The organism is Dactylosporangium sp. NPDC005555 (assembly GCF_040605635.1).
Lineage (GTDB): Bacteria > Actinomycetota > Actinomycetes > Mycobacteriales > Micromonosporaceae > Dactylosporangium.
Map to the genome: position 1 here is coordinate 98,923 of NZ_JBEXDG010000029.1, position 21,152 is coordinate 120,074.

Below are 21,152 nucleotides of genomic sequence, written 5' to 3' on the forward strand. Positions count from 1 at the left end.
CCTACCGGGCCGGGCCGTCGCACCGCGACGGCCCGGCCCACCGGACGCTCCGCGCCGGCTGACCGCCCAGGCATCGAAGGTAGTGCAGAGAGGGAAAGATGATCGACGTCGAGTTGGAGTCGGTGAGCAAACGCTTCGCCAAGTCGGACGAGGCCGCCGCAGTCGACGACGTGAACCTCACCATCGGCGCGGGGGAGTTCTTCACACTCCTCGGGCCGAGCGGGTGCGGCAAGACGACCACGCTGCGCATGGTGGCAGGGTTCTATTTCCCCACCCTGGGGCACATCCGCTTCGGCGGTCAGGACGTCACCCGGCTCGCGCCCAACAAGCGCGACACCGGCATGGTGTTCCAGAACTACGCGCTCTTCCCGCACATGACGGTGGCGCAGAACGTCGCCTACGGACTCAAGGTACGCAAGGTTTCCGGGGCCGACAGGGGCCGAAGGGTGGCCGAGGCGCTGGCCCAGGTGGACCTCGACGGCTACGGGTCGCGGCGGATCGAGCAGCTCTCCGGCGGCCAGCAGCAGCGCGTCGCCCTGGCGCGCGCGCTGGTGATCCGCCCGCGCATCCTCCTGCTCGACGAGCCGCTGTCCAACCTGGACGCGAAGCTGCGCGAGGAGACCCGCACGGAGATCCGGCGCATCCAGCGCGACGCCGGCACCACGTCCATCTACGTGACCCACGACCAGGCCGAGGCGATGGCCATGTCGGACCGCATCGCCGTGATGCAGGCCGGCCGCGTGCAGCAGATCGGCACGCCGCGCGAGGTGTACCACCAGCCGGCCAACGCGTTCGTCGCGCGCTTCATCGGCCGCAGCAACGTGCTGTCGCTGCCGGTCACCGCCGCTGACCCCAACCGGGTCGAGGTCGCGCTGCCCGGCGGCGGTCACATCGCGTCCGGCGCGCCGGACGGGCACGGGCTGCGCGTCGGCGACACCGCACTGGTCTCCGCCCGGCCCGAGCACATCGCGCTGGCCGGCCCCGACGACCCCGGCGTGATCCGCGGACGCGTGACCGCCCTCGAGTTCACCGGCATGGCCACGCACCTGACGGTCGACCTGGGCGCGGCTGAGGGCGGCGAGGTGACCGTCGCGGCGGTCGACGTGCCCGACCGCGTCGATGTCGGCGACCGGATCGGCCTGCGGCTCTCCGCCGACCGGCTGTGGGTGGTCCGGCCGTGACCGCGGCGTCGTCCACCGTTTCGTCCCGCCGGGCCGGGCTGGTCCGGCGTCTGGCCGGTGGCGCGAACGCGGCCTGGTTCCCGTATCTGATGGTGGCCCCGCTCGTCCTGATCCTCTGGGGCTACGTGGTGCAGCCGATGCTGGCCACGTTCGTGGAGAGCGTCAGCGAGGAAGGCGTCAGCAACTACACGCAGTTCTTCACCTCGTCCGGTGTCGCGCGTACCTCCCTGATCACGTCGCTGGTCATCTCGGCGGCCAGCGTGTTGCTGTGCGCCGTCGTCGGCGTCGCGATGGCGTTCCTGCTCAAGCGGTTCTCCTTCCCCGGTCGCCGCCTCATCGAGGCGTTCATCCTGGTGCCCGCCGCGCTGCCGCCGCTGATCGGTGCGATCTCGTTCCAGCTCCTGTACAGCGAGATCGGCATCCTGCCGCGCGGCCTGCAGCAGCTGTTCGGGACCGACGAGCCGGTGCTCGCGTTCGACGGCATCGCCGGGGTGCTCGTCGTGCACACCTTCACCATGTACCCGTTCTTCTACCTGGCCGCGTCCGCCGCGCTGGCGGGACTGGACCCGTCGGTCGAGGAGGCCGCGTACAACCTGGGCGCCGGACGCGTCCGGGTGTGGCGCACGGTGCTGCTGCCGATGCTGACCCCGGCGATGGTGTCCGCGTCGCTGCTGGTCTTCATGACGTCGCTGGCGTCCTACACGGCGCCGCTGCTGTTCGGGGTCGACCAGACCATGACGATGCAGATCTACGTCAACCGCACCAACGGCGACCTACCGATGGCCTCGACGTACGCCTCGGCACTCGGCCTGGTGTCGATCGCCTTCCTGCTGCTGATGCGCTGGTACGAGGGGCGGCGCAGCTACCTGTCGCAGTCCAAGGGCATCTCGGCGCGCCGCCGGGAGATCTCCAACCCGGTCGGACGCTGGCTCGCGCCGGTGGCCTCCGTGCTGGCGACGGTCGTGCTGCTGGCCCCGGTCGCGACGATCGCGCTGGTGGCGTTCTCCGAGGACGGGTCGTGGACGACGGAGATCATCCCGTCCGCATACTCCGTCGACAACTTCGTCACGATCGTGTCCGAGCCGAAGGCGTTCCAGCCGATCCTGAACTCGCTGCAGATGAGCCTGCTCGCCACCGCCGGGTGCGTCGTGATCGGCGTGCTGATCGCCTACGCGGTGCGGCGGCTGCGGTTCGTCGGCAGGAGCCTGCTCGACATCGGCGTCATGATCGCATGGGCGCTGCCCGGCACCGTCGTGGCGATCAACCTGATCACGGCCTTCAGCACCGGCAACTCGTTCAGCTTCGGGCAGGCACTGATCGGCACGTTCTGGATCCTGCCGCTGGCGTACTTCGTGCGGTTCCTGCCGCTGGTGTTCCGGGCCAGTTCCGCGTCGCTGGCGCTGATCGACCCGTCGCTCGAGGAGGCCGCGCGCAGCCTCGGCGCGTCGTGGTTGCGGGCATTCCTCAACATCACCGTCCGGCTCATGCTGCCGGGCGTCATCGTCGGCGCGCTGCTGGCGTTCGTGCACGGCGTGGGCGAGTTCGTCGCGTCGGTGCTCATCTACACCTCCTCGACCGTCCCGATCTCGGTGGCCATCAACAACCGGATGTACTCCTTCGAGATCGGCACGGCAGCCGCATACGGCATGCTGCAGGTCCTGCTGATCTTCGTGGTGATGTGGTTCTCGGGACGGATGGAGAACGGCGGCCGGGCCGCGTCACGACAGGCGGAGCAATGGACGAACTGATCGAGGCCTGGCAGGCGGACGGCGGGCTCCTCCCGGTGAGCCGGCTGCCGGGGCACGAGTTGGCGCGCGTCGCCGCGGCGGCCGACTTCGCCGTCCTGCCCGTCGGCGCGGTCGAGTGGCACGGACCGCACCTGCCGCTCGGCACCGACCTGATCCTGGCCGACGGGTTCGCCGGCGAAGTGGACGGCGCCGGGCTGCGGGCCGTGTCGTTCCCGGCCGTCCCGTACACGGCGTGCCCGGGACAGACGCGACCGTGGCCCGGAACCATCGCCGTGCGGCCCGAGATCGCCGTGGCATACCTGTGTGACGTGATCGAGGGCATCATCGCCGCGGGCTTCCCGCGGGTGCTCGTGATCAACGGGCACGACGCCAACATGTCCACCGTTCGGGCGGCGATGGAGTGGGTGTCCGGTCGGCAACTGGCGAGCCTGCTCCTGGTCAACTGGTTCCAGCTCATCGACGCCCGCGAGACGACCGAGCTGTTCGGCGAGCTGCCCTCCCGCGGCCACGGCGGCGCCTACGAGACTTCGGCCGTGCTCGGTTTCGACGCGGAGTCGGTGCACCTGGGCGTCGCGCCCGACCTGCCGCCCCGGCCGAAGCTGCCCACAGCCCATCCGTATGTCCTGGTCGAGTCGCGACCCGAGCCGTGGCAGGGTTGGTCCGGCCACGTCTCGCTGGCCACCGAGGCGGCTGGCCGGCGGGTGCGCGAGATGGCCGCCGCCCGGCTCGGTGACGTCGCGCGGGCATGGGTCGCGGCGCCGCTGCCCGGCCCGCCGGGCGCCGACCCGGCACCACAACACGAGGGGAACGCATGACGCATCAGCCGTTGACCACCTACCAGCATCACCACCTCCGCGTGGTCTTCGACCACCACGCCACCCACCTCTACGGGCCGATGGTGAAGGCCAGCGAGGCGCACGTGGTGATGCTCGCCGAGCAGGGCCTCGTGCCCGCCGACGCGGCGGCGCAGATGCTGCGCGGGCTGGTCACGCTCCGAGACGACCGGCCCGGGACGTTCGACTACGACGGCTCGGTCGAGGACGTGTACTTCACGCTCGAGAAACGGCTCGCCGAGGCATGCGGCATCCCGACCGGGCAGCTCAGCGTTCAGCTCGCCCGTAGCCGCAACGACCTGGATTCGGGCGTGTTCCGGATGGTCCTGCGCGAGCAGCTGCTCGGTGTGCTCACCGCGCTCGGTGACGCGGGCACCGTGCTGCTGGACCGCGCCGACCGGTACGCCGACGTGGTCGTGGTCGGGTACACCCACCGCCGCCCCGCCCAGCCGACCAGCATCGGGCACGTGCTCGCCGGATACGCCGAGGCCCTCGCGGGCCAGGCCGCCGCCTACGCGAGCCTGCTCGCCGAGATGAACCGGTCGCCGCTCGGCTCCTGCGCCTTCGCGGGCACGGACCTGGCGATCGACCCCCACCGCGTGGCCGAGCTGCTCGGATTCGACGAGGTGGTGGTCAATTCCTACGAGGCGGTCGCCGGCGCCGACCACCTCATGCGGACGGCCGCGCTCAACGCGCAGGCGCTCGCCACCGGGGCGCGCGTGGCCCGCACGCTCATGGACTGGCTGACCTGGGAATGGGTGCGCACCCCCGAGGAGTTCACGCAGGGCAGCAGCATCATGCCGCAGAAGCGCAACCCGGTCGTGCTGGAGCACCTGGTCTCGATGGCCGGCGCGACGGCCGCCGACGCCGCGTCCGTGTACAACAACGTCGGGGCGGCGTGGTGGGAGGACTCCAACAACGCCACCACCGACGTGCAGGTACGGCTGTGGGAGAGCAACGACCGCGCGTACCGGTTCTTCGCCCTGCTCGGCGGCCTGTTCGATCGGCTGGAGCCGCTGCGTCCGCCGACCGGTGAGGCGATCGTCGCAACCGGCGCGACCACGACCGCCGCGGCCGACGCGCTGACCCGGCACGGCCTGCCGTTCCGCGCCGCCCACTCGGTCATCGGCCGCCTGGTCCGTTCCGGGCCGCCCGCGACCTGGACCGGCGACGGCATTCGGGAGGCGGCGCACGCCGTCGCCGGGATCGACTCGCTCGATGACGCCGCCGTGCAGGACCTTCTCGCCGCGGCCCTGCGTCCGGAGCTGGTGCTGCGCCGCGCCCAGTCGGACGGCCCGGGCGAGGCAGCCGTCCGGGCACAGGTCGCCCGGCTCCGATCCACCTTGGACGCGACGATCGCCGGGGCCGCAGCGCTGCGGCAGCGGCTGCGCGAGGCCGACACGAAGCTCGCGACCGCGGTCGCGGAAAGGGTCACACAGTGAACCTCGAAGCCCCCGCCGACCGGCGGTTGTTGGGCATCGACTTCGGTGGCACGAAGATGGCGATCGGGATCGGCGACGCCGACGGACGCCTGCTCGTCTCGGAGCGTCTGCCGACCCTGGCCGCCCGCGGCGCGCGGCAGGCCCTCGACCGCGCCCTCGACCTGGCACAGAAGCTCGTCACCGACACCGGCGGCACCCTGTACGCGGTCGGGATCGCCTCGCCCGGCGTGATCCGCGAGGACGGCATCGACCTCGCGCCGAACGTGCCGGGCTGGGAGCACCTGCGCCTGGCCGAGGCCGTCCGCGACCACCTGGGCGTCTCCCGCGTGCGGGTCGCCAACGACCTCAACGCCGCGGCCCTCGCCGAACTGCACCGCGGAGCACTGCGGGACGCCGACCCGGGCCTCGTGATCGGGCTGGGTACGGGAGTCGCCACGGCCGTCACGGTCAACGGCGCCGTCGTGCCCGGGTACCGCGGCGCGGCCGGTGAGATCGCGTACGCCGTCACCGGCCCGAACTGGCCGGCGTCGCCGGAGCCGCTGCTCGAGACCGACTTCTCCGGGCGGGCCCTCGACGAACTGGCGGATCGGCTCGCTCTGCCCGACGGCGCGGCTGGGCTCTGCGCGGCCGCGGCGTCGCCCGGACCGGTACGCGACGCGCTGGTCGCCCGGGTCGACGAACTGGCCCGCCACGTCGTCACGTGCTGCCTGCTGCTCGACCCTCAGCGTCTCGTGCTCGTCGGTGGTGTCGCCCGCGACGACCTGGTGCGCGAGCTGCTGATCGACCGGCTCTCCCACGCGCTGCCGTACCCGCCCGAAGTGGTCCTTTCCGACTTCGCGCAGGACGCCGCGCTGCTCGGCTCGATCACGCTCGCCGCGCAGGCCTGACCGCTCCCGCCCGCTGGACCGCCCCGGACCGTCCGCGACACCCCGGGGCGGTCCAGCTCGGCGTCCATGCTGCCTGCTGTTGACCTGTTGGTGGGTTTACGGGCGGCCGGCCCGGCAGGTCGCACGCACCCGCCGGGGATGTGTGGACCGGTCACAGCGCCGTCGGACGGTGCATCCGGGTGCCGGGGAGCCCGCCACCGCCCGCCCGGGGCGCGGGCCGTCGGCGGTTCACTCGCTCGGTGGATGCCGGTCACCGTCGAGTGGCGGCGCCGCGGTCAGATGAGCAGCAGCACGAGCCATGGCCCGATGGTTGCGGCGGCGGCCGTGCCGAGCAGTAGGTAGATCGCCCATCGGATCCGGCTGCTCTGCTGGGGTGCCCGTTTCCATCCGGCGGGGACCAGGCTGGTGCCGGCTTGCAGGGCGATCGCGGCGACCGCCGCGCCGGCGCCGGCTCCGGCGGCTTTGACCCAGGTGGGCGGGTTGCCGAGGAACAGTGCGGCGAGGGCGAGGATCGCGATCAGGCCGGGCAGGATGAACGCTGCTCCGCCGACCATCGCGCCGGCCCGGCCGCGGACCCGTCATGCGCAGAAGATCGCCAGCTGGGTGGAGGCGGGGCCGGGTAGCAGGTTGCAGGCGGCGATGGCGTCTTCGAATTCCTGCGCGTCGAGCCATTTGCGGTCTTCGACGCAGAGTTTGCGGAGCAGGGCGATGTGCGCGGGTGGGCCGCCGAAGCCGATGCAGCCGATGCGACCCCACTGTTTCAGGACGGTCGCGAGGTCGGCGCGGTGCTGGGTGGTGCGCGGGTCAGGCACGGGCGGGCTGGAAGAGTTCGACAGGGTTGCCGGCTGGGTCGTCCATAACGATCTGTTTGCCGCCGGGACCGGTGATGACGTCGCTGCGGAACACGACACCGGCTGCCCGGAGCTGGGCCGCCTCGGTGTCGATGTCACGGACGATCAGGTGGATGCGGTTCCAGCCGCCGGGGTGCGGACGACTGCCGTCGGGCATGGCGCGGCCGGCGGAACTGTCCGGGCCGGACAGCAGCAGCCGCAGGTTGCCGCGGCGGACGTCGGCGAACGCGGGCAGGAACGTGGTGATCAGGGTGAACCCGAGGTGGGTGGTGTAGAAGTCGAGAGCGGCGGCGACGTCGTCGACGAGGTAGCGCACGCTGACAGTGCCGTCATCGGCAGGGTTGGTCATGATGCCTTCTCCGGACGGTGGGTGAGGGTGTGCAACAGGAACCCGATGCGCTGGGCGAGTTCGTCGGCGACCCGCTCGAATACGGAAGGCTCGGCGGAGCCGGCTGCCGGGTCCGGGATGCTCCAGTGCGTCGGTCGTGGATGGCCCAGGAACTCGGGGCAGATTTCCTTGACCCGGTCGCACAGGGTGATCACTGTGTCGAACAGCTGACCGGTGAACTCGTTGAGGTGTTTGGGTCTGGCGGCGGACAGATCGATGCCACGCGCCGCCATGACGTTCACCGCGTGCGGATGGATCGGCTTCGGATTGCTCCCGGCGCTGAACGCCTGCACGGTCCCTGCGGTGCGGTCCCGCAGCAGCGCTTCGGCGATCTGTGACCGTGAGCTGTTGCCCGTGCACAGGAACAACACCCGCCCGGTCACCGGGGCAGGTGCGGGCGTGGTGAGTCGCAGTCCGGGATGCAGGGCGGCGCCGGCGCCGGACAGCAGGTTCCCGCAGCGCGCCAGGTCGAGTGAGTAGTAGGTGTCGCGACCGTCGGCGCTGCTGCGCCGCGTGGTCACCAGTTCGGCCTTGCGGAGCTTGCCGAGGTGATAGGAGACGAGGTTCTGTGGCTGGCCGAGCAGCGCGGTCAATTCGTGCACGGCAAGATCACCGCGGGCCAGCTCACTGAGTAGCCGCCATCGCACCGGATGCCCGGCCGCGGTCACGAACCCGAGCGGTGCGAAGGTGCTGGGCGTCGCTGACGTCACCTCCGCAGATTACATCAAAATAATTTGATGTAATAGGGTGGCGGGTGGTTCCCGCAGATGGAGGCGGGGCGACGCGGGGCCGGAACGGGTCACGGTGAGCGATGACGGGCGGCTGGAGGTGCGCCGGTGTCCCGGAGTTCGCCGGTATCGAGGAGTTACCGGGCGTCGGCGTAGCGCATCGCGGTGCGTTCACCGATGCCGAACACGACGGCCAGGTGCAGGGCGTCCGGGCCGTGGTTGAGGGCTTCTTCGAGTTGCCGGTCCATGCTGATCTGTTTGAGGGTGACGCCCGATCCTCGCAGCCATTTCGTCAGCCAGTATTCGCTGACGGGCCGCTGATCGTGGCCGGTCTGTTCGCTGAGGAGCAGGTGCTGGTTGAGGGTGTGCGGCCAGCGCTGGTACCGATCGATCAGGTGCTGAACGATCAGGGTGGCGGTCAGATCGTCGAGCCGGCGGGTGTGGCCGTTGATCGTGATCCGCCGGTAAGGCCAGCTGCGAGATGTCGGTGGCTGGGCGCAGGCTCTACGTGATCAGAACAGAGCGCGCCTATCGCTAGACCCAGTCCCGCGGTGCCTCGACGAGCTTGCAGCGGAGCGCGTCGCAGATCAGCGCAGCGTCCTCGCCGAACGGGCTGCTGAGATCCCAGTACTCGCGGCTGAGCGCGTCATCCGGTTCGAGGCGGCCAATCAGGTCGGCGACCTCTTCGAGCTCGAAATAGGTCGCGGCCGCGGCGAACGCGGCGATCTGCTCAGCGGTGCAGTAGTCCAGCGGCCAGGCGGCGCCGTTGGCCATCGCGCCGTTATGGAACCACATCAGGTAGGACAGATGCACCAGGCCGACCGGGCCCTCCGGCGGTGCCGCCCACGGTTCCATGTCGAGAGCACGATCGACGATTGCGTCGACACGGTCACGGTCGAGGTATTCGCCAGCGCCCCAGCGCCAATCCAGGGAGTGCACCCAGCGGTAGTCCGCACCGGGCGTGTGCAGGATCTCCAGACCACGGGCACGGGGCAGGACGTTCGTGCCGGACTCGACCAGATGAAGATCCCGGCCGCGGATGCGCCGCTCAACCCGGCAGTAGTCGGGGTCGCTGACCCACACCATCACCCCGTCGTGCTCGAAGACCGGTTTGGTCTCCGGATCGACCGCGAAGTAGGCCGCCTCGAGATCAGCGGGATCGATGACCCGCTGCCGTTCGCGAGCCTTGTACAACCGGAGTCTGATCACACGTCAATTGTGCGGGCACGGTCAGGCGCAGCGGTGGTCCGGGACTCGCGAACACAGAAAGTGGCCCACGCGACACGGGCTCCGAACTCGCCGACAGGCGGGACCGAAGTCACCGACAAAAACCAACTGCGAGCGGTCGGCCGTCGCCGGGCTGCTTGTACGGGGTGTGGATGCCTTGCCCGGTACCGTCGTAGCCGCAGTCGGCGAGGGTCGGTAGGTCCAATGTGGACGCAGCCCAGTACAGGGCGGCAGTGATGTCGAGGTGTTGGGCGCAGGTCAGGTCGTGCAGGGCGCACGGCACGGTGACGACGAACGCGGCGAGGCGCCTTCCTCAGCCGTGGTGAGGTCTCGTGGGAGACGAAGTATCACCACGTCGTCACCGCGCTGACTTGGACGTCACGGCGGGTCGTGCCCCGTACGGTCAGCGCGTCATCCGCCACGCGACCTCCGCCACCGGCACGCCTTCAGCGAACCAGGCCGCCGTAGGTCTGACCAGTCATCCTCAGCCACGCAGGCCCCGCCCCGGCATCCTGGTCATCCGGTGATGACCGCAGCGGGGTGCCGGCGCGCAGGAATGGACCGCGCGGTCTCGGTGCTATTTCCGGCGTTGCCGGGCATGTGGAAGGCTTGCCGGCGTGGGTCAGCCAATCGCGCGACATGGATGAGGAGGAGTGGACGATGCCGATCGCCACGCTGCGAGGCGTGACCCTGGACTGTGCCGATCCGCGGGCGCTGGCCCGGTTCTACCAAGAGATGACAGGCATGGAGCTCGGGTACAACGCCGACGGGTTCGTCGCCCTGACCGGCGGTTCCGGCTGTGACCTGGGTTTCCAGCGGGTCGACGGATACCGGGTGCCGCGATGGCCCGGCCAGGTTGTGCCGCAGCAGTTCCACCTGGATCTCAGGGTCGAAGACCTTGACGCGGCGGAGAATCTGGCGCTGGGACTCGGCGCGGTCAGGCCGGATCACCAGCCCGGCGGCGACCGGTGGCGGGTGCTCCTGGACCCGGCCGGTCACCCTTTCTGCCTGGTCACCGGCTGACCACCGAACTGGCCCGAGGTCGCCTGGGTAGGTCTGGACCGCCTGCACCAGCAGCTCGGCCGGCCGCCGTCCGACGACAACCTACGCACGCCGGTCACGCTTGCGGAGGCCGCCATCGCCGCCGTCGAGTGCCGCCCGGAGTTCCGGCAGTTCTACGACCGCAAACGTGCCGAGGGCAAGGGCACGCCCAAGCCGTCCTTGCATAGCACGCCCACGCGAAACGTCTTGTGGGCTGTCGCTCCTATGCCTTGGACGCTGCTATCAACTGACGCCGCCAGCGACGTCTGCCGCGTGACAAGAGCTCAGAGTCGACTCACTCGTGACGCCGGCTGCCTGCACGGCGAGGTCACCCCGATGCTCCACGGACGCCACACCGACCGGGCGGCCGCCCGCCAACTGCGCGCCGCGAACGCCGAACCGACCGGCCAGGTCGCGTTCATGTCCTACGGCGTCTATCCGGGTGACCTGGGCAGCGGAGCGCGGGTTCGTCCGGGTCGATGCTTGATGGCGGCGATACGTGGGCGTTGGTCGTTCCAGCCGGGCAGCCGTTCCACATTGCGCAAGCCTGCTTGCTCGATCGCGTGCAGGTACTGCTCGTCGGTGAACAGGGTCAGGGTGTGCTCTTCGGTCCAGTGCCGGATTCCGGTGCCGGTTTCGCCGAGCAGGTAGTGCATGGTCAACGTGGACGTGGTGCCGGTCTGCCGTGAGACGCACATTCTGGTGAGGTGCCGCTGACCGTCGGCGGCCGTGCCGGTGTCAACGGGTCCGGAGATCCATTGGCTCGGGGTGAACCATGGTTCGAGCACCAGGACACCGCCTGGTTCCAGGTGCGCGGCGAGGCAGGCGAGGGTCTGGTTCAGATCGTCGACCGATCGTGCGTAGCCGATGGCGGAGAACAGGCAGGTGACCGCGCTGAATGTGCGGGTGAGCCGGAAGTCACGCATGTCCCCGGCGTGCACCGCGATCCCGTCGAGTCGCGCGATGGCCGCCTTGCGCATCGGGCCGGAGAGCTCCAGCCCCTCGACGTGAGCGAAGCTGTTGCGCAGATGGGACAGGTGTAGTCCCGTGCCGCAGGCCACGTCGAGGAGACTGTCCGCTGTGGGATGCCGTTGCCGGATCAGAGCAGCGATGTCGCGGGCCTCCCGCTGGTAGTTCTTGCCGGCGGCGACCACGTAGATGAGCTCGTACGCCGAGGCGAGGTCCTGGTCGTGGGCCACGTTCCCTGGTTCCTTCGTCGGTACGGATGCGTGTCGGGGCGGCTGTGGTCAGTTGCTGACTGGCATGTCCGCCAGGACGTGCCACAGGTCGCGGATGCTCGGGTACGGCTTGTCGTTGAGCCGTTGGAGGGCGGCGATGACTTCGGGGCGGGCGTGGCTGCTGACGGCGTAGGCGAGCATGCTGTCGCGGGTGGCGGGGCCGCTGGCGAACGCGGCCTGGATGTGGTTGGCCAGTTCGATGCGGGTGACGGTCACCTGATACTCCTGCGCATAGTGGGGGCGATAGCGATGTGGGCCGGGTGTGGCATGCCCCCGCCGTGCAGCAGTGCGGACTGCGGCGGGCCACGCCGGCCTGGGAGACGGTGTTCACGGTGTTATCGGATGATCAGCCGGTGTTGCAGGGTGTCCAGTTCGGACCACAGCGCGGCGGGCAGTTTGTCGCCGAAGCGGGTGAACCATTCGGTGATCTGCGGGATCTCTTGCTGCCATTCCTCGACGTCGACGCGCAGCGCGGCGGCCAGGTCGTCGGCGGCGATGTCCAGGCCGTCGGTGTCGATCGCCGCCGGGTGCGGTACCAGGCCGATCGGGGTGTCGAGGGCGTCGGCGGTGCCTTCGAGGCGTTCGATGACCCATTTGAGGACGCGGGAGTTCTCGCCGTAGCCGGGCCACAGGAACTTGCCGTCTGGCGCACGGCGGAACCAGTTCACCTGGAAGATCTGCGGAAGCCGGGCCGAGTCGGTGGAGTGTTTGCCGATTTCTGTCCAGTGCCGCAGGTAGTCGCCGGCGTGGTAGCCGATGAACGGCAGCATCGCCATCGGGTCGCGGCGTACCACGCCGATCTGCCCGACCGCGGCGGCGGTGGTCTCCGAGGACAGAGTGGCGCCCATGAACACGCCGTGGTTCCAGTCCCGGGCCTGCGCCACGAGGGGGATGGTGGTTTTGCGGCGTCCGCCGAACAGGATCGCCGAGATGGGCACCCCGCGGGGATCGTCGTATTCGGGGGCCAGGATCGGGCATTGTTTGATCGGGGTGCAGAACCGGCTGTTGGGGTGACTCGATGGGGTGCCGGACGCGGGTGTCCAGTCCTGGCCGTGCCAGTCGGTCAGATGCGCCGGGGGCTGGCCCATGCCTTCCCACCACACGTCGCCGTCGTCGGTCAGCGCGACGTTGGTGAACAGCGAGTTGCCTCGTTCGAGGGTACGCATGGCGTTGGGGTTGGTGGTCCAGTCGGTGCCGGGTGCGACGCCGAAGAATCCGTACTCGGGGTTGGTGGCGTACAGCCGGCCGTCGTCGCCGAACCGCATCCAGGCGATGTCGTCGCCGAGCGTTTCGACCCTCCAGCCCTCGATGGTGGGCTGCAGCATGGCGAGGTTGGTTTTGCCGCACGCGGACGGGAACGCCGCCGCGACGTAGTGCACGGCACCGGCGGGGTTGGTGAGTTTGAGGATGAGCATGTGTTCAGCCAGCCAGCCCTCGTCGCGGGCCATCACCGACGCGATGCGCAGGCTGTAGCACTTCTTGCCGAGCAGCGAGTTGCCGCCGTAGCCGGAGCCGTACGACCAGATCTCGCGGGTCTCCGGGAAGTGGGCGATGTACTTGGTGTCGTTGCACGGCCACGACACATCGTCCTGGCCGGGTGCCAGGGGTGCACCGACCGAATGCAGTGCCGGCACGAAGTCGGCGTTGCGACCCATCGCATCCAGCACCGGGGTTCCGACCCGTGTCATGATCTTCATGCTGGCGGCGACGTAGGCCGAGTCGGTGATCTCGATACCGAACTTCGGGTCCTCCGCGTCCAGCGGGCCCATGCAGAACGGGATGACGTACATGGTCCGGCCGGCCATCGCACCCCGGTACAGGTCGGCCATGAGACGCTTCATCCCGGCCGGGTCCTTCCAGTTGTTGGTCGGCCCCGCATCGGCCTCGCCCGCCGAGCAGATGAACGTCTGTTCCTCGACCCGGGCCACGTCGGAGGGGTCGGTGCGGGCCCAGAACGAGTTCGGCTTGTGTTCCTGGTTGAGGGCGACGAGGGTGCCCGCCTCGACGAGCACTGCGGTGAGGGCCTGCCATTCCTCGTCGGAGCCGTCGCACCAGTGCACGCGCTCGGGTGTGGTCAACGCGGCCACCTCGGCCACCCAGGCGACCAGACGTGGGTGGGTGGTGGGAGCTGAGCCGGGCGCCATTGCCGTGTCAGTCATCGTCGATACCCTTCTCGGGGTGCTGCGGGCCGTGGTGTCGCATGTTGCGCCGCTGCGGTGTGCCCGGCGGTTTGGTGTCGAGTTCGAAGCGTTGGTTCCACGCCGCCTGCTGCCCGGCCGGTCCGGTCGCGCTGTTCACCGGACTCACCGGGTGACCCCGGTCGTGTGAGCCACGAGTTCGCCGCGCGGTGGCGGCATCGCCGCCACATCCGCCTGACCGGGCAACAGCAGCCCAAGCCGAGTCCCAGCGGCGCGAGTGGCGGTGATACTCACGCGGGCACCGCCAGAGCCGCATCGGCATCATCGGGACCAGTTTCGGGACCAACATCGTCGGAAACGGCTTCGTCGCGCAACGCGTCGAGCAGTTCGCTTTGGCCGGCCAGCAGCCGGGTCAGGAACGAACGGGCCGCCCGCATCAGATCCGCGACATCAGGTCCGGCCAGGGCGTACCGACCGTCGGGCAGCTTGTTGACGATCCCCGCCCTGCGCAGCACCGCCAACTGCTGCGACATGCTCGTCGCCTCGACATCAATCTCGCCAAGGAGATCCCGGACCGCCAGCGGTCCGTCCCCGAGCAATTCGAGGACTCGGATCCGCACCGGATGACCCAGCGTGCGAAAGAACTCCGCCTTGCGCTGATACAGCGGAACTGGCACCAGGCTCACACCCTCACGCGAGACGCCTTCTACGTTCTCGACAATTGAACACCTTTGCAACTTCGCACCACTACCGCGGGCTGGACGGTTGTGAAACATCCCACGGCAGCCCGCGCCGCTGTGGTGGTCCTTGGGGGTCACGGTCGGGGTGGGAAGGCATCTGTGGGATCTCGGGTGGCACCTGCCCCGCGCCGGTAGCGCGCCTTGCCCCCAGGGCCGGTTAGCGATCGCGAAAGGGCCAACGGTCCCGGTCCGCGGTTCGACCCAAGCGACCGGGCGTTGCTGGCCGCGCTGCTGCATCACGTACCCGGCAACGTGTGGTGCGGGGGCTGCGGCTGCTGGTCCGTCCGGACACGGTCCTTCGGTGGCATCGTGACCTCGTCGCGCGCCGCCATGCGGCAGTCTGTCGGCCCAAGCGCCCGGGTCGCCCGCGAACGGTCCGGTCGATTCGGGTACTGGTGCTGCGGTTGGTGCGAGAGAACCCGCAGTGGGGCTACCGGCGGGTGCACGGCGAACTGCTCGTGCTCGGTGTGAAGGTCGCCGCGTCCACGGTCTGGGAGATCCTGCGCGAGGCGGGCATCGATCCGGCACCCAATCGGGCGGCCAGTACCTGGTCAGACTTCCTGCGATCGCAGGCGGAGGCGCTGCTGGCGTGCGACTTCTTCGAGACGGTCACACTGACCGGGCGGTTCGAACCGCAGCCCGTGCCACTCGATGCTGCCAGTGATGGTGCCGGCCCGCTCCACCGCGATCCCGCCGCCAGCCCTGACCCATGCCGGCCAGGGTGAGCGGCTCGACGACGACCTGGCCGCCGTGTTCGCGCACGGCGCCCGCGGCGGCGGCCAGGCTGTCGCCGCGGATCACGGACGGGCGCCGGTCACGCGAGTGACGCCACGAAGGCGGCGTGTTCGATGCTGCCGTAGTACTCCCGGACCTCGGCGATCAGGCCGTCGCGCAGCTGGATGACGCTGATGTACTGGTTCTGGTACTGGCCTCCGCCCAGCAGCTCGACACTCAGCCGGTGCTCGGTGATCACGACGTCCGGGTCGATGGTCTGGTGCGTCGACTGCCGATCGATACGGACGTCGCCGACGGCTTCGGCCATTGCGCCGATGAACCCCACCAGCTCGTCGCGTCCGTGCAGGACGGCGGGGAGCGGCGGCAGGGGGTACGCGACCTCGAAGTGGCAGTCGGGCTGGAACAACAGTGACCAGTCGGCGAAGCGCTTCGCCGCGAACAGGGCGTTGTACTGGGCGATCAGCTCGGTGTTGCGGACTCGGGTGTCGGTGAGCGTCATCATGGTCGGCCGTTTCTCTGGTGGTTTCGCTGACCACCAGAGCGTCGGGCCGGACGGTTGCGCCGATCTAGCGGCTAACTTGCGAGGGCCGTACGCGCCCGGGCCGCGAAGTGCGCCGCGCCGGCCTGTTCCGCCACCAGGAGCGCGCGACTCCAGTACTCGTGCGCCGCCGGCAGATCGCCGAGAGCGGTCGCCAGCCGGGCGAGCACCTCGGCGACCGGTTCGAGGGTGAACACACCCGACGAGGCGCCGGCCAGCTGATCCGCATACGGGGCGAGCGCCTCCGCGCACCGCGCCAGCACCGGTTCCTCGTCGAACGCCAGGGCGTTGTGCGCGCGCACCGTCCAGATCGTCAGCGTCAGGAAATCGTGCCGGACCGGCTGGTCGGGCCGCCACAGCGCGCGTGCCTCGGCAGGACGGCCGGCCTGCCGCAGGGCGCGCACCAGGAACTCCGGCGACAACCCCGGCACCGCCGAGTACCAACCTCGGACCTGCTCCGGATCGTGCGCGACGCCGGCCACCTCATCGAGCATGAACAGGCACAGCGCGCCCAGCGAGTCGCCCGAGTGTTCGCCCGCGGCGCGCATCGCCTCGACCATCCGCGTCACGGACCGCCGTGCCCCGGCGTCGTCTCCATCGAGGGCTGACAGCAGCGCGTGGGCGCAGCGCGCCATCACCGTGCCGGTGCCGAGCTGGTGCCGCTCGGCGACCGCCTCCAACGCGGTCAGATGCCGCCGGGCCGCGACCAGGTCGGCGAGCCCGGCGTGGGCGGCGAACGCGGCCTGGTGCCCGAGCAGCGCGGTCGCCGGCAGCTGCGCCCGCTCGCCGAGCTCCGCCACCCGGTGCGCGACCGCCAGCCGTTGCGTCAGGTCGTCGGTCTCGTAGTGGACACGTAGCCGCGCGTTGAGGGCCAGCGTCAGCAGCTGCGGATCGCCCACCTGCTCGGCGGCGCGGACGGCCTCGTCGGCGCGGTCGGCGGTACGTGGATCGCCTTCCCCGTCGACCTCGCCCACGAGTAGGCACAACAGCCTGCACCGGGTCGCTGGGTCGTCCGCCGCGGGCATGGTCAGGGCGCGCTCGGCGAGGTCGATGAGCGCCTGGTCGAGCTCCAGGTAGTGCCGCTGGGTCCACGGGGTCGGGATGCTCCAGGCGGTGAGCGCGGCCACGAGTAACGCCTCGGAGCCCGTTGAACCGGTCAGTTCGACGGCCTCGGCGCGCACAGTGCGGACCCGGGCCACGTCGCCACTCCAGGCAAGGGTCCGGATGAGCCGGAGCAGCAGATCGAGGCGCCCGGCGGCGGGCCGGCCGGCGGCGCGCGCGGCGTCCGCCGCGCGGCGCCAGAGCAGGGCGGCCTCCGCGTACGCCAGCCGGCTCTCCGCCTGCTCCGCCGCGAGCTCGCTCCACCGGGCCGCTGACGCCGCGTGTGCCGGGCCGGCCAGGTGGTAGTGGTGGGCCAGGGAGAACACCGCCGACGGGTCGACCGCCTCCGTCGTCGAGGCCACCAGGTGGTGCATCCGGGCGCGGCGAGGCGGGGACAGCTCGGCGTAGAGCGCCTCTCTGACCAGTACGTGCGAGAAGCGCAGATCGTGGGCGACCGCGTCCAGGAAGCCCCCGACCAGTGCGATCTCGACGGCGTCGAGCGCTTCATCCTCGGTGAGGCCACTGGCGCGCAGGAGCACCTCGGTCGGTACCTCCCGGCCGATGACCGCGGCGAGGCGCAGGACGGTGGCCGCCCGGTCAGGGAGCCGGGAGGTGCGCAGCTTCACCACGTCCCGGACGCCGGTCGGCACCTCCTCGACGTTGCCGCCGGCTGAGAGCAGCCGCCCGAGCTCCATGACGTGAAACGGGTTGCCGTCGCTGCGCGCGGTCACCGAGGCGAGTTCCCGCGATGTCAACGGGCGGCCGGCGAGCCCGCGCACGAGCTCGCCGACCGCGTCCGGCGCGAGCGGCCCCAGCCGCAACCGGACCGGATCATGCCGGGCCAGGGTCGCCAGCGCTCCGGTGAGCGCGGCGTGTGCCTCTTCCGGCCGGTACGTGGCAACGAGCAGCACCGGCGCGGTCCGCAGGTCCGGCAGGAGATCGCGCAGCAGGGCGAGGCTCGCGTCGTCGGCGCGGTGCAGGTCGTCGAGCACGAGCAGCAGCGGAGCCGATGCGGCGGCGGCCGTGAGCCGGCGGGTGAACGCCCGGTGCAGCAGGAACCGCCGGGCGGTCGGATCACCGCCGTCCGAGGGCACTTCACCCGGCGCGCCGGGTGAGCGCAGCGGGTCGAGTCCGACGTCGTGCCCGGACCCGGGTGCGGCCGCCGGGAGCGCCTCCAGCAGCGCCGCCCACGGGTACAGGGCCGGGGCGCCGTCCACCTCGGGGCAGCGCCCCCAGGCGGTACCCCAGCCTTCTGCACGCAACCGGTCGGTGAGCGCCTCGAGCAACGACGACTTGCCGCTGCCGGCCGGACCCTCCACCAGTGCGACGGTGGCGCCGGCGCGGGCCTGCCGGGCGGCGGCATCCAGCACCGCCGTCTCGGCGTCACGGCCGACCAGCACACGGCGCGGTACGCCAACGGTAGGGCGCCGTGCCTCTTGCACAACGTTCGGGGGTGCGGCGGAAGCTAGCAGGTGCGGCGCCTGGGCGAGGATGTCGGCCTCAAGAGACCGCAGTCCCGGCCCCGGGTCGAGCCCGACGCTCTCGGCGAGCGCGGTGCGGGCCCGCCGTAACGCGGCGAGAGCGTCGCCCTGCCGCCCGCTGCGGTACAGCGCGAGCGCCAGGAGCCGCCAGGCCTCCTCCCGCAGCGGATGCCCGGCGAGCAGCCCCTGCAGGTCGGCGATCGCCTGGTGCGTCTCGCCCAGCTCGAGCCGGGCCCGGCCCAGCCCCTCCAGGCCGGCCAGCCGCAGCTCCTCCAGACCGGCTCGTTCGGCGGCCGCCCACGGCTCCGCGTCGTAGTCGCCGTAGGGCGTGCCGTGCCACAGCAGCAGCGCGGCGCTCAGCGCGTCCCGGGCCGGCGCGGCGGGCGCCGCCGGGCGGGTCCACTCGCGGACCACCGCCTCGAACTGCCAGGCGTCGACGGTGAACGCCTCGGCCCGCACGGCGTAACCGGGCGACGCGCTCACGATCAGCCCGGTCCGGTCGCGGGCCGGCCGGTCCGGCTCCAGGGCCCGGCGCAGGTGCGACACGTACGCCTGCAGGACCCCCGACGCCCGCGCCGGTGGCTCGTCGCGCCAGACGAGGCCGATCAGCCGGTCGGCTGGAACGATCCGGCCGCGTGCCGCGATGAGCAGGGCCAGCACCGCCCGTTGCCGGCGGCCACCGAGATCCAGATCGACCCCGTCGCGCCATGCGCCCACGCGCCCCAGCACGGACAGGTGCGGGGTGGGCGGCGTGATCATCTCAACAGCGTGTCACGCGCCCGTCTGCCGTCAAGCCCGCACGTCAGGCCGGCAACGTCAAGTCCCCGACTGTCCCCCCGCGGCCGCCGGTTCCGCCGTCAACGATCGGCGTGCCGGCGCAGATCGCTGCCGTAGAGGCTGTTGTACCGCCGCCGGTACGCCGGCCACCACACCAGCCGGAACAGCAGCCGCACCGGCAACGGGAACGTGGTCATCACCGATGCCACCTGTTGCGGGGTACCGCAGCTCGCCATCCAGCCGAACAGTGCCGGGATCTCTCGCTTCGGTACCGATGCGAGCGCCCGGTCAGCGGCCGCCTTGAACTCGTCGGGCAGCACGACCGCACGCAGGATCGGCACCGCGTCGCGCTCCTCGTTGTCGAGGTGGGTGTTCAGGAGCCGGTGCAGCTGCTCCATCGCGTCGATCCGGTTCGGCAGGCCTCGAGTGGTGTCGCGAATCTGGTGCAGCAGCGGGTCGATGTGTTCGTGCTGCTCTTCCAGGGCGTCGAGTGCGGCCACGGCACTCGGCTGCCGGCTGCGCAGCACCGGCCACATCCAGGCGTCCTCGTCGCCGTGGTGGTGTTCCAGATGGTCGGTGACCATCCGCAGCTGGTCCTCGATGAGCGCGGCGTGCCCGGCGTCGCGAACGGCCCCGGCCGCGACGGCGAGCCGGCCGTACTCGGTCCGGAAGCCCGCGTGCGCCAGCAGGAAACCGCGCAGGTCTGGTTCGGTGTGCGTCGATGTGATCGTCATGGTCCGCTCCAAGGTCTCGGTAGTGCCCTCAACCTCCGGCGAACCTCTTGCGTCCGACTAGCGACGCGCTTGCGGAAAGACGCCTCGGCGCGCCCGCGCCCGTACAGTGCCACCCGGACGCACGGCCATACAGACCCAGTGGGTGCTGAGCGCTGGCCACGATCGGAGCCGGGCTGGAAGATTCTGGACTATGCCGACGACAGATTGGTACGCGTTACTTGCCGACGGCGACGACGTCGAACCATGCCGGCCGCAACCGGAGCCGCCATCCAGGCAGCGGAATCGGCACTGTCGACCGACCTGCGACAGCTGTATCTGCTCAGCGACGGCCGGTTCGATCACGCCGCGCAATGGTTCGTAGTGTGGCCGCTGGCCGAGGTGGTGGCACGCAACCTGCAGGCATGGCAGCACGAGGCCGGTACGCGACGCAGCCTGCTGGCTTCGGTGATGACGGCACCGGCGCGCCGTTCTGCGTCCCGCGCGGCGAAACCATCAGGGTGTTCGTGTGGAACCCGATCAACGGCGCGAGCCGGCCACTGGCAAGCACCATGTCCGAATTCTGGATCGGCTGGAACAACGGCACGATCACTACCTGACTGCCGAGCACCCTCACCACACAGTGACAAGCCCACCCACCAACCGGCCAAGATCAGACGTCCGGATAAGTAGCCGCCGATAGCGCTCGGCAGGCTGGTGACTATCGGGGCGAGCAGGACGCGCGATCCGGCGTCGTCCAGCATGCGGTAGGACGGACACCGGCCGCCGGTAGCATCCGGGCATGCAACCGCGCCGGCACCGAATGCGCCAGCGGCAACGCCGGGACTCGGCACGGGCGTGGATCCGCTCCGGGTCGGCGGTTACGGTGAGGCACTACGCCAAGTGGTACGGCGTCGACGAGTACACGGCTTACGACGACCTGACCGCGCTCGGGTTCGCGTTGCCCGAGTCGGCGCAGCAGTGGGCGCAGCGCCCATCAACGACCCCCTGCCGTACCGTCGGGCGCGCCACTCGCCCGGTCCATGACGAGTGGTGGATCATGCTGGACGGCAGGCCGTTCTTCGTTGCGGGCTACACCTGCGGCGGCGCTCCCTACGGCACCTTCGCCGACGAGATGCCACCATACGATGATCCGCGTTGAGCGCGCTTCGAGATCAAGACATGGGATGTCTGCCGCGATCGGCGCGTCTTGATCTGCCAAAACTTGAGTCGATCCACAGTGGATGGACGAGCTACACGATTATCGAGTAATCGGGCTATCAGGTCGGCGCTGATCGAGGCTGTGAGCTGGACTCGGCTGCGTGCGGACTACGGATCAGAAGGTTAGGGGTTCGAGTCCCTTCGGGC

21 protein-coding genes and 1 pseudogene are annotated in these 21,152 nt (G+C 70.4%); 10 read left to right on the plus strand and 12 right to left on the minus strand.

Features of this window, described 5'->3' with window-relative positions:
* Positions 1-98: 98 nt before the first annotated feature.
* The 5 genes from ABZS58_RS29340 to ABZS58_RS29360 are packed head-to-tail and all read left to right on the plus strand — an operon-like array spanning position 99 to position 6,091.
* Complete coding sequence (locus ABZS58_RS29340) at positions 99-1,181, plus strand: ABC transporter ATP-binding protein (protein ID WP_354786448.1); 1,083 nt, start codon at positions 99-101, stop codon at positions 1,179-1,181.
* Positions 1,178-2,929, plus strand: a complete 1,752-nt coding sequence (locus ABZS58_RS29345; RefSeq protein ID WP_354786449.1) for an iron ABC transporter permease — start codon at positions 1,178-1,180, stop codon at positions 2,927-2,929. Before ABZS58_RS29340 ends, ABZS58_RS29345 begins: the two co-directional genes overlap by 4 nt.
* Positions 2,917-3,744 (plus strand): creatininase family protein, encoded by an 828-nt coding sequence (locus ABZS58_RS29350; protein WP_354786450.1) that lies wholly within the window; start codon positions 2,917-2,919, stop codon positions 3,742-3,744. The genes ABZS58_RS29345 and ABZS58_RS29350 overlap by 13 nt, the downstream gene beginning before the upstream one ends.
* On the plus strand, positions 3,741-5,204 hold the full coding sequence (locus tag ABZS58_RS29355) for a lyase family protein (RefSeq protein ID WP_354786451.1): 1,464 nt from the start codon (positions 3,741-3,743) through the stop codon (positions 5,202-5,204). Before ABZS58_RS29350 ends, ABZS58_RS29355 begins: the two co-directional genes overlap by 4 nt.
* Positions 5,201-6,091, plus strand: coding sequence for an ROK family protein (locus tag ABZS58_RS29360; RefSeq protein ID WP_354786452.1), 891 nt, complete (start codon positions 5,201-5,203; stop codon positions 6,089-6,091). Before ABZS58_RS29355 ends, ABZS58_RS29360 begins: the two co-directional genes overlap by 4 nt.
* A 275-nt stretch (positions 6,092-6,366) precedes the next feature.
* Here ABZS58_RS29360 and ABZS58_RS29365 read toward each other — a convergent pair.
* From ABZS58_RS29365 to ABZS58_RS29375, 3 genes and pseudogenes are all read right to left on the minus strand, one after another.
* Positions 6,367-7,002 (minus strand): annotated as a pseudogene (locus ABZS58_RS29365) (chromate transporter).
* Positions 6,896-7,291, minus strand: a complete 396-nt coding sequence (locus ABZS58_RS29370) for a VOC family protein (RefSeq protein WP_354786453.1) — start codon at positions 7,289-7,291, stop codon at positions 6,896-6,898. Before ABZS58_RS29370 ends, ABZS58_RS29365 begins: the two are co-directional and overlap by 107 nt.
* Positions 7,288-8,040 carry a metalloregulator ArsR/SmtB family transcription factor gene (locus ABZS58_RS29375; RefSeq protein WP_354786454.1) on the minus strand — a complete coding sequence of 251 codons (753 nt, stop codon included), beginning with the start codon at positions 8,038-8,040 and terminating at the stop codon, positions 7,288-7,290. The genes ABZS58_RS29370 and ABZS58_RS29375 overlap by 4 nt, the downstream gene beginning before the upstream one ends.
* 101 nt (positions 8,041-8,141) lie before the next feature.
* Between ABZS58_RS29375 and ABZS58_RS29380 the strand changes: the two genes are divergently transcribed.
* On the plus strand, positions 8,142-8,570 hold the full coding sequence (locus ABZS58_RS29380) for a hypothetical protein (protein ID WP_354786455.1): 429 nt from the start codon (positions 8,142-8,144) through the stop codon (positions 8,568-8,570).
* A gap of 22 nt (positions 8,571-8,592) precedes the next feature.
* On the opposite strand, the gene ABZS58_RS29385 is transcribed toward ABZS58_RS29380, so the two are convergent.
* A complete protein-coding gene (locus tag ABZS58_RS29385; protein WP_354786456.1) occupies positions 8,593-9,267 on the minus strand; it encodes a hypothetical protein in 675 nt (224 codons plus the stop codon).
* Positions 9,268-9,825: 558 nt separating this feature from the next.
* Here ABZS58_RS29385 and ABZS58_RS29390 point away from each other — a divergent pair.
* Complete coding sequence (locus tag ABZS58_RS29390) at positions 9,826-10,308, plus strand: VOC family protein (protein WP_354786457.1); 483 nt, start codon at positions 9,826-9,828, stop codon at positions 10,306-10,308.
* Positions 10,309-10,760: 452 nt separating this feature from the next.
* Here the strand turns inward: ABZS58_RS29390 and ABZS58_RS29395 are convergent, their stop codons facing one another.
* The 5 genes from ABZS58_RS29395 to ABZS58_RS29415 all read right to left on the minus strand — a co-directional run bounded on the left by ABZS58_RS29395 (position 10,761) and on the right by ABZS58_RS29415 (position 14,379).
* Positions 10,761-11,525, minus strand: a complete 765-nt coding sequence (locus ABZS58_RS29395; RefSeq protein WP_354786458.1) for a class I SAM-dependent methyltransferase — start codon at positions 11,523-11,525, stop codon at positions 10,761-10,763.
* A gap of 48 nt (positions 11,526-11,573) precedes the next feature.
* The gene (locus tag ABZS58_RS29400) at positions 11,574-11,780 is read right to left on the minus strand and encodes a DUF2795 domain-containing protein (protein WP_354786459.1); all 207 of its coding nucleotides are present in this window, start codon (positions 11,778-11,780) and stop codon (positions 11,574-11,576) included.
* A gap of 119 nt (positions 11,781-11,899) precedes the next feature.
* Positions 11,900-13,723, minus strand: a complete 1,824-nt coding sequence (locus ABZS58_RS29405) for a phosphoenolpyruvate carboxykinase (GTP) (protein ID WP_354786460.1) — start codon at positions 13,721-13,723, stop codon at positions 11,900-11,902.
* Entirely contained in the window at positions 13,716-13,862 is a 147-nt protein-coding gene (locus ABZS58_RS29410) for a hypothetical protein (RefSeq protein WP_354786461.1), read from the minus strand. The genes ABZS58_RS29405 and ABZS58_RS29410 overlap by 8 nt, the downstream gene beginning before the upstream one ends.
* A 130-nt stretch (positions 13,863-13,992) precedes the next feature.
* Positions 13,993-14,379 (minus strand): metalloregulator ArsR/SmtB family transcription factor, encoded by a 387-nt coding sequence (locus ABZS58_RS29415; protein WP_354786462.1) that lies wholly within the window; start codon positions 14,377-14,379, stop codon positions 13,993-13,995.
* A 320-nt stretch (positions 14,380-14,699) separates the two neighbouring features.
* Here ABZS58_RS29415 and ABZS58_RS29420 point away from each other — a divergent pair, with 320 nt between their 5' ends.
* Positions 14,700-15,167 carry a helix-turn-helix domain-containing protein gene (locus ABZS58_RS29420; protein WP_354786476.1) on the plus strand — a complete coding sequence of 156 codons (468 nt, stop codon included), beginning with the start codon at positions 14,700-14,702 and terminating at the stop codon, positions 15,165-15,167.
* Positions 15,168-15,256: 89 nt separating this feature from the next.
* Here ABZS58_RS29420 and ABZS58_RS29425 read toward each other — a convergent pair whose 3' ends face one another.
* The 3 genes from ABZS58_RS29425 to ABZS58_RS29435 all read right to left on the minus strand — a co-directional run bounded on the left by ABZS58_RS29425 (position 15,257) and on the right by ABZS58_RS29435 (position 19,808).
* The gene (locus ABZS58_RS29425) at positions 15,257-15,679 is read right to left on the minus strand and encodes a nuclear transport factor 2 family protein (protein ID WP_354786463.1); all 423 of its coding nucleotides are present in this window, start codon (positions 15,677-15,679) and stop codon (positions 15,257-15,259) included.
* A gap of 71 nt (positions 15,680-15,750) precedes the next feature.
* Positions 15,751-19,056, minus strand: coding sequence for a BTAD domain-containing putative transcriptional regulator (locus tag ABZS58_RS29430; RefSeq protein WP_354786464.1), 3,306 nt, complete (start codon positions 19,054-19,056; stop codon positions 15,751-15,753).
* Positions 19,057-19,154: 98 nt separating this feature from the next.
* Positions 19,155-19,808 carry a hemerythrin domain-containing protein gene (locus ABZS58_RS29435; protein ID WP_354786465.1) on the minus strand — a complete coding sequence of 218 codons (654 nt, stop codon included), beginning with the start codon at positions 19,806-19,808 and terminating at the stop codon, positions 19,155-19,157.
* A 401-nt stretch (positions 19,809-20,209) separates the two neighbouring features.
* Between ABZS58_RS29435 and ABZS58_RS29440 the strand changes: the two genes are divergently transcribed.
* Together ABZS58_RS29440 and ABZS58_RS29445 are read left to right on the plus strand one after the other, a co-directional pair.
* The gene (locus tag ABZS58_RS29440) at positions 20,210-20,404 is read left to right on the plus strand and encodes a hypothetical protein (RefSeq protein WP_354786466.1); all 195 of its coding nucleotides are present in this window, start codon (positions 20,210-20,212) and stop codon (positions 20,402-20,404) included.
* Between the two features lie 266 nt (positions 20,405-20,670).
* Positions 20,671-20,946, plus strand: a complete 276-nt coding sequence (locus ABZS58_RS29445; protein WP_354786467.1) for a hypothetical protein — start codon at positions 20,671-20,673, stop codon at positions 20,944-20,946.
* Positions 20,947-21,152 lie beyond the last annotated feature (206 nt).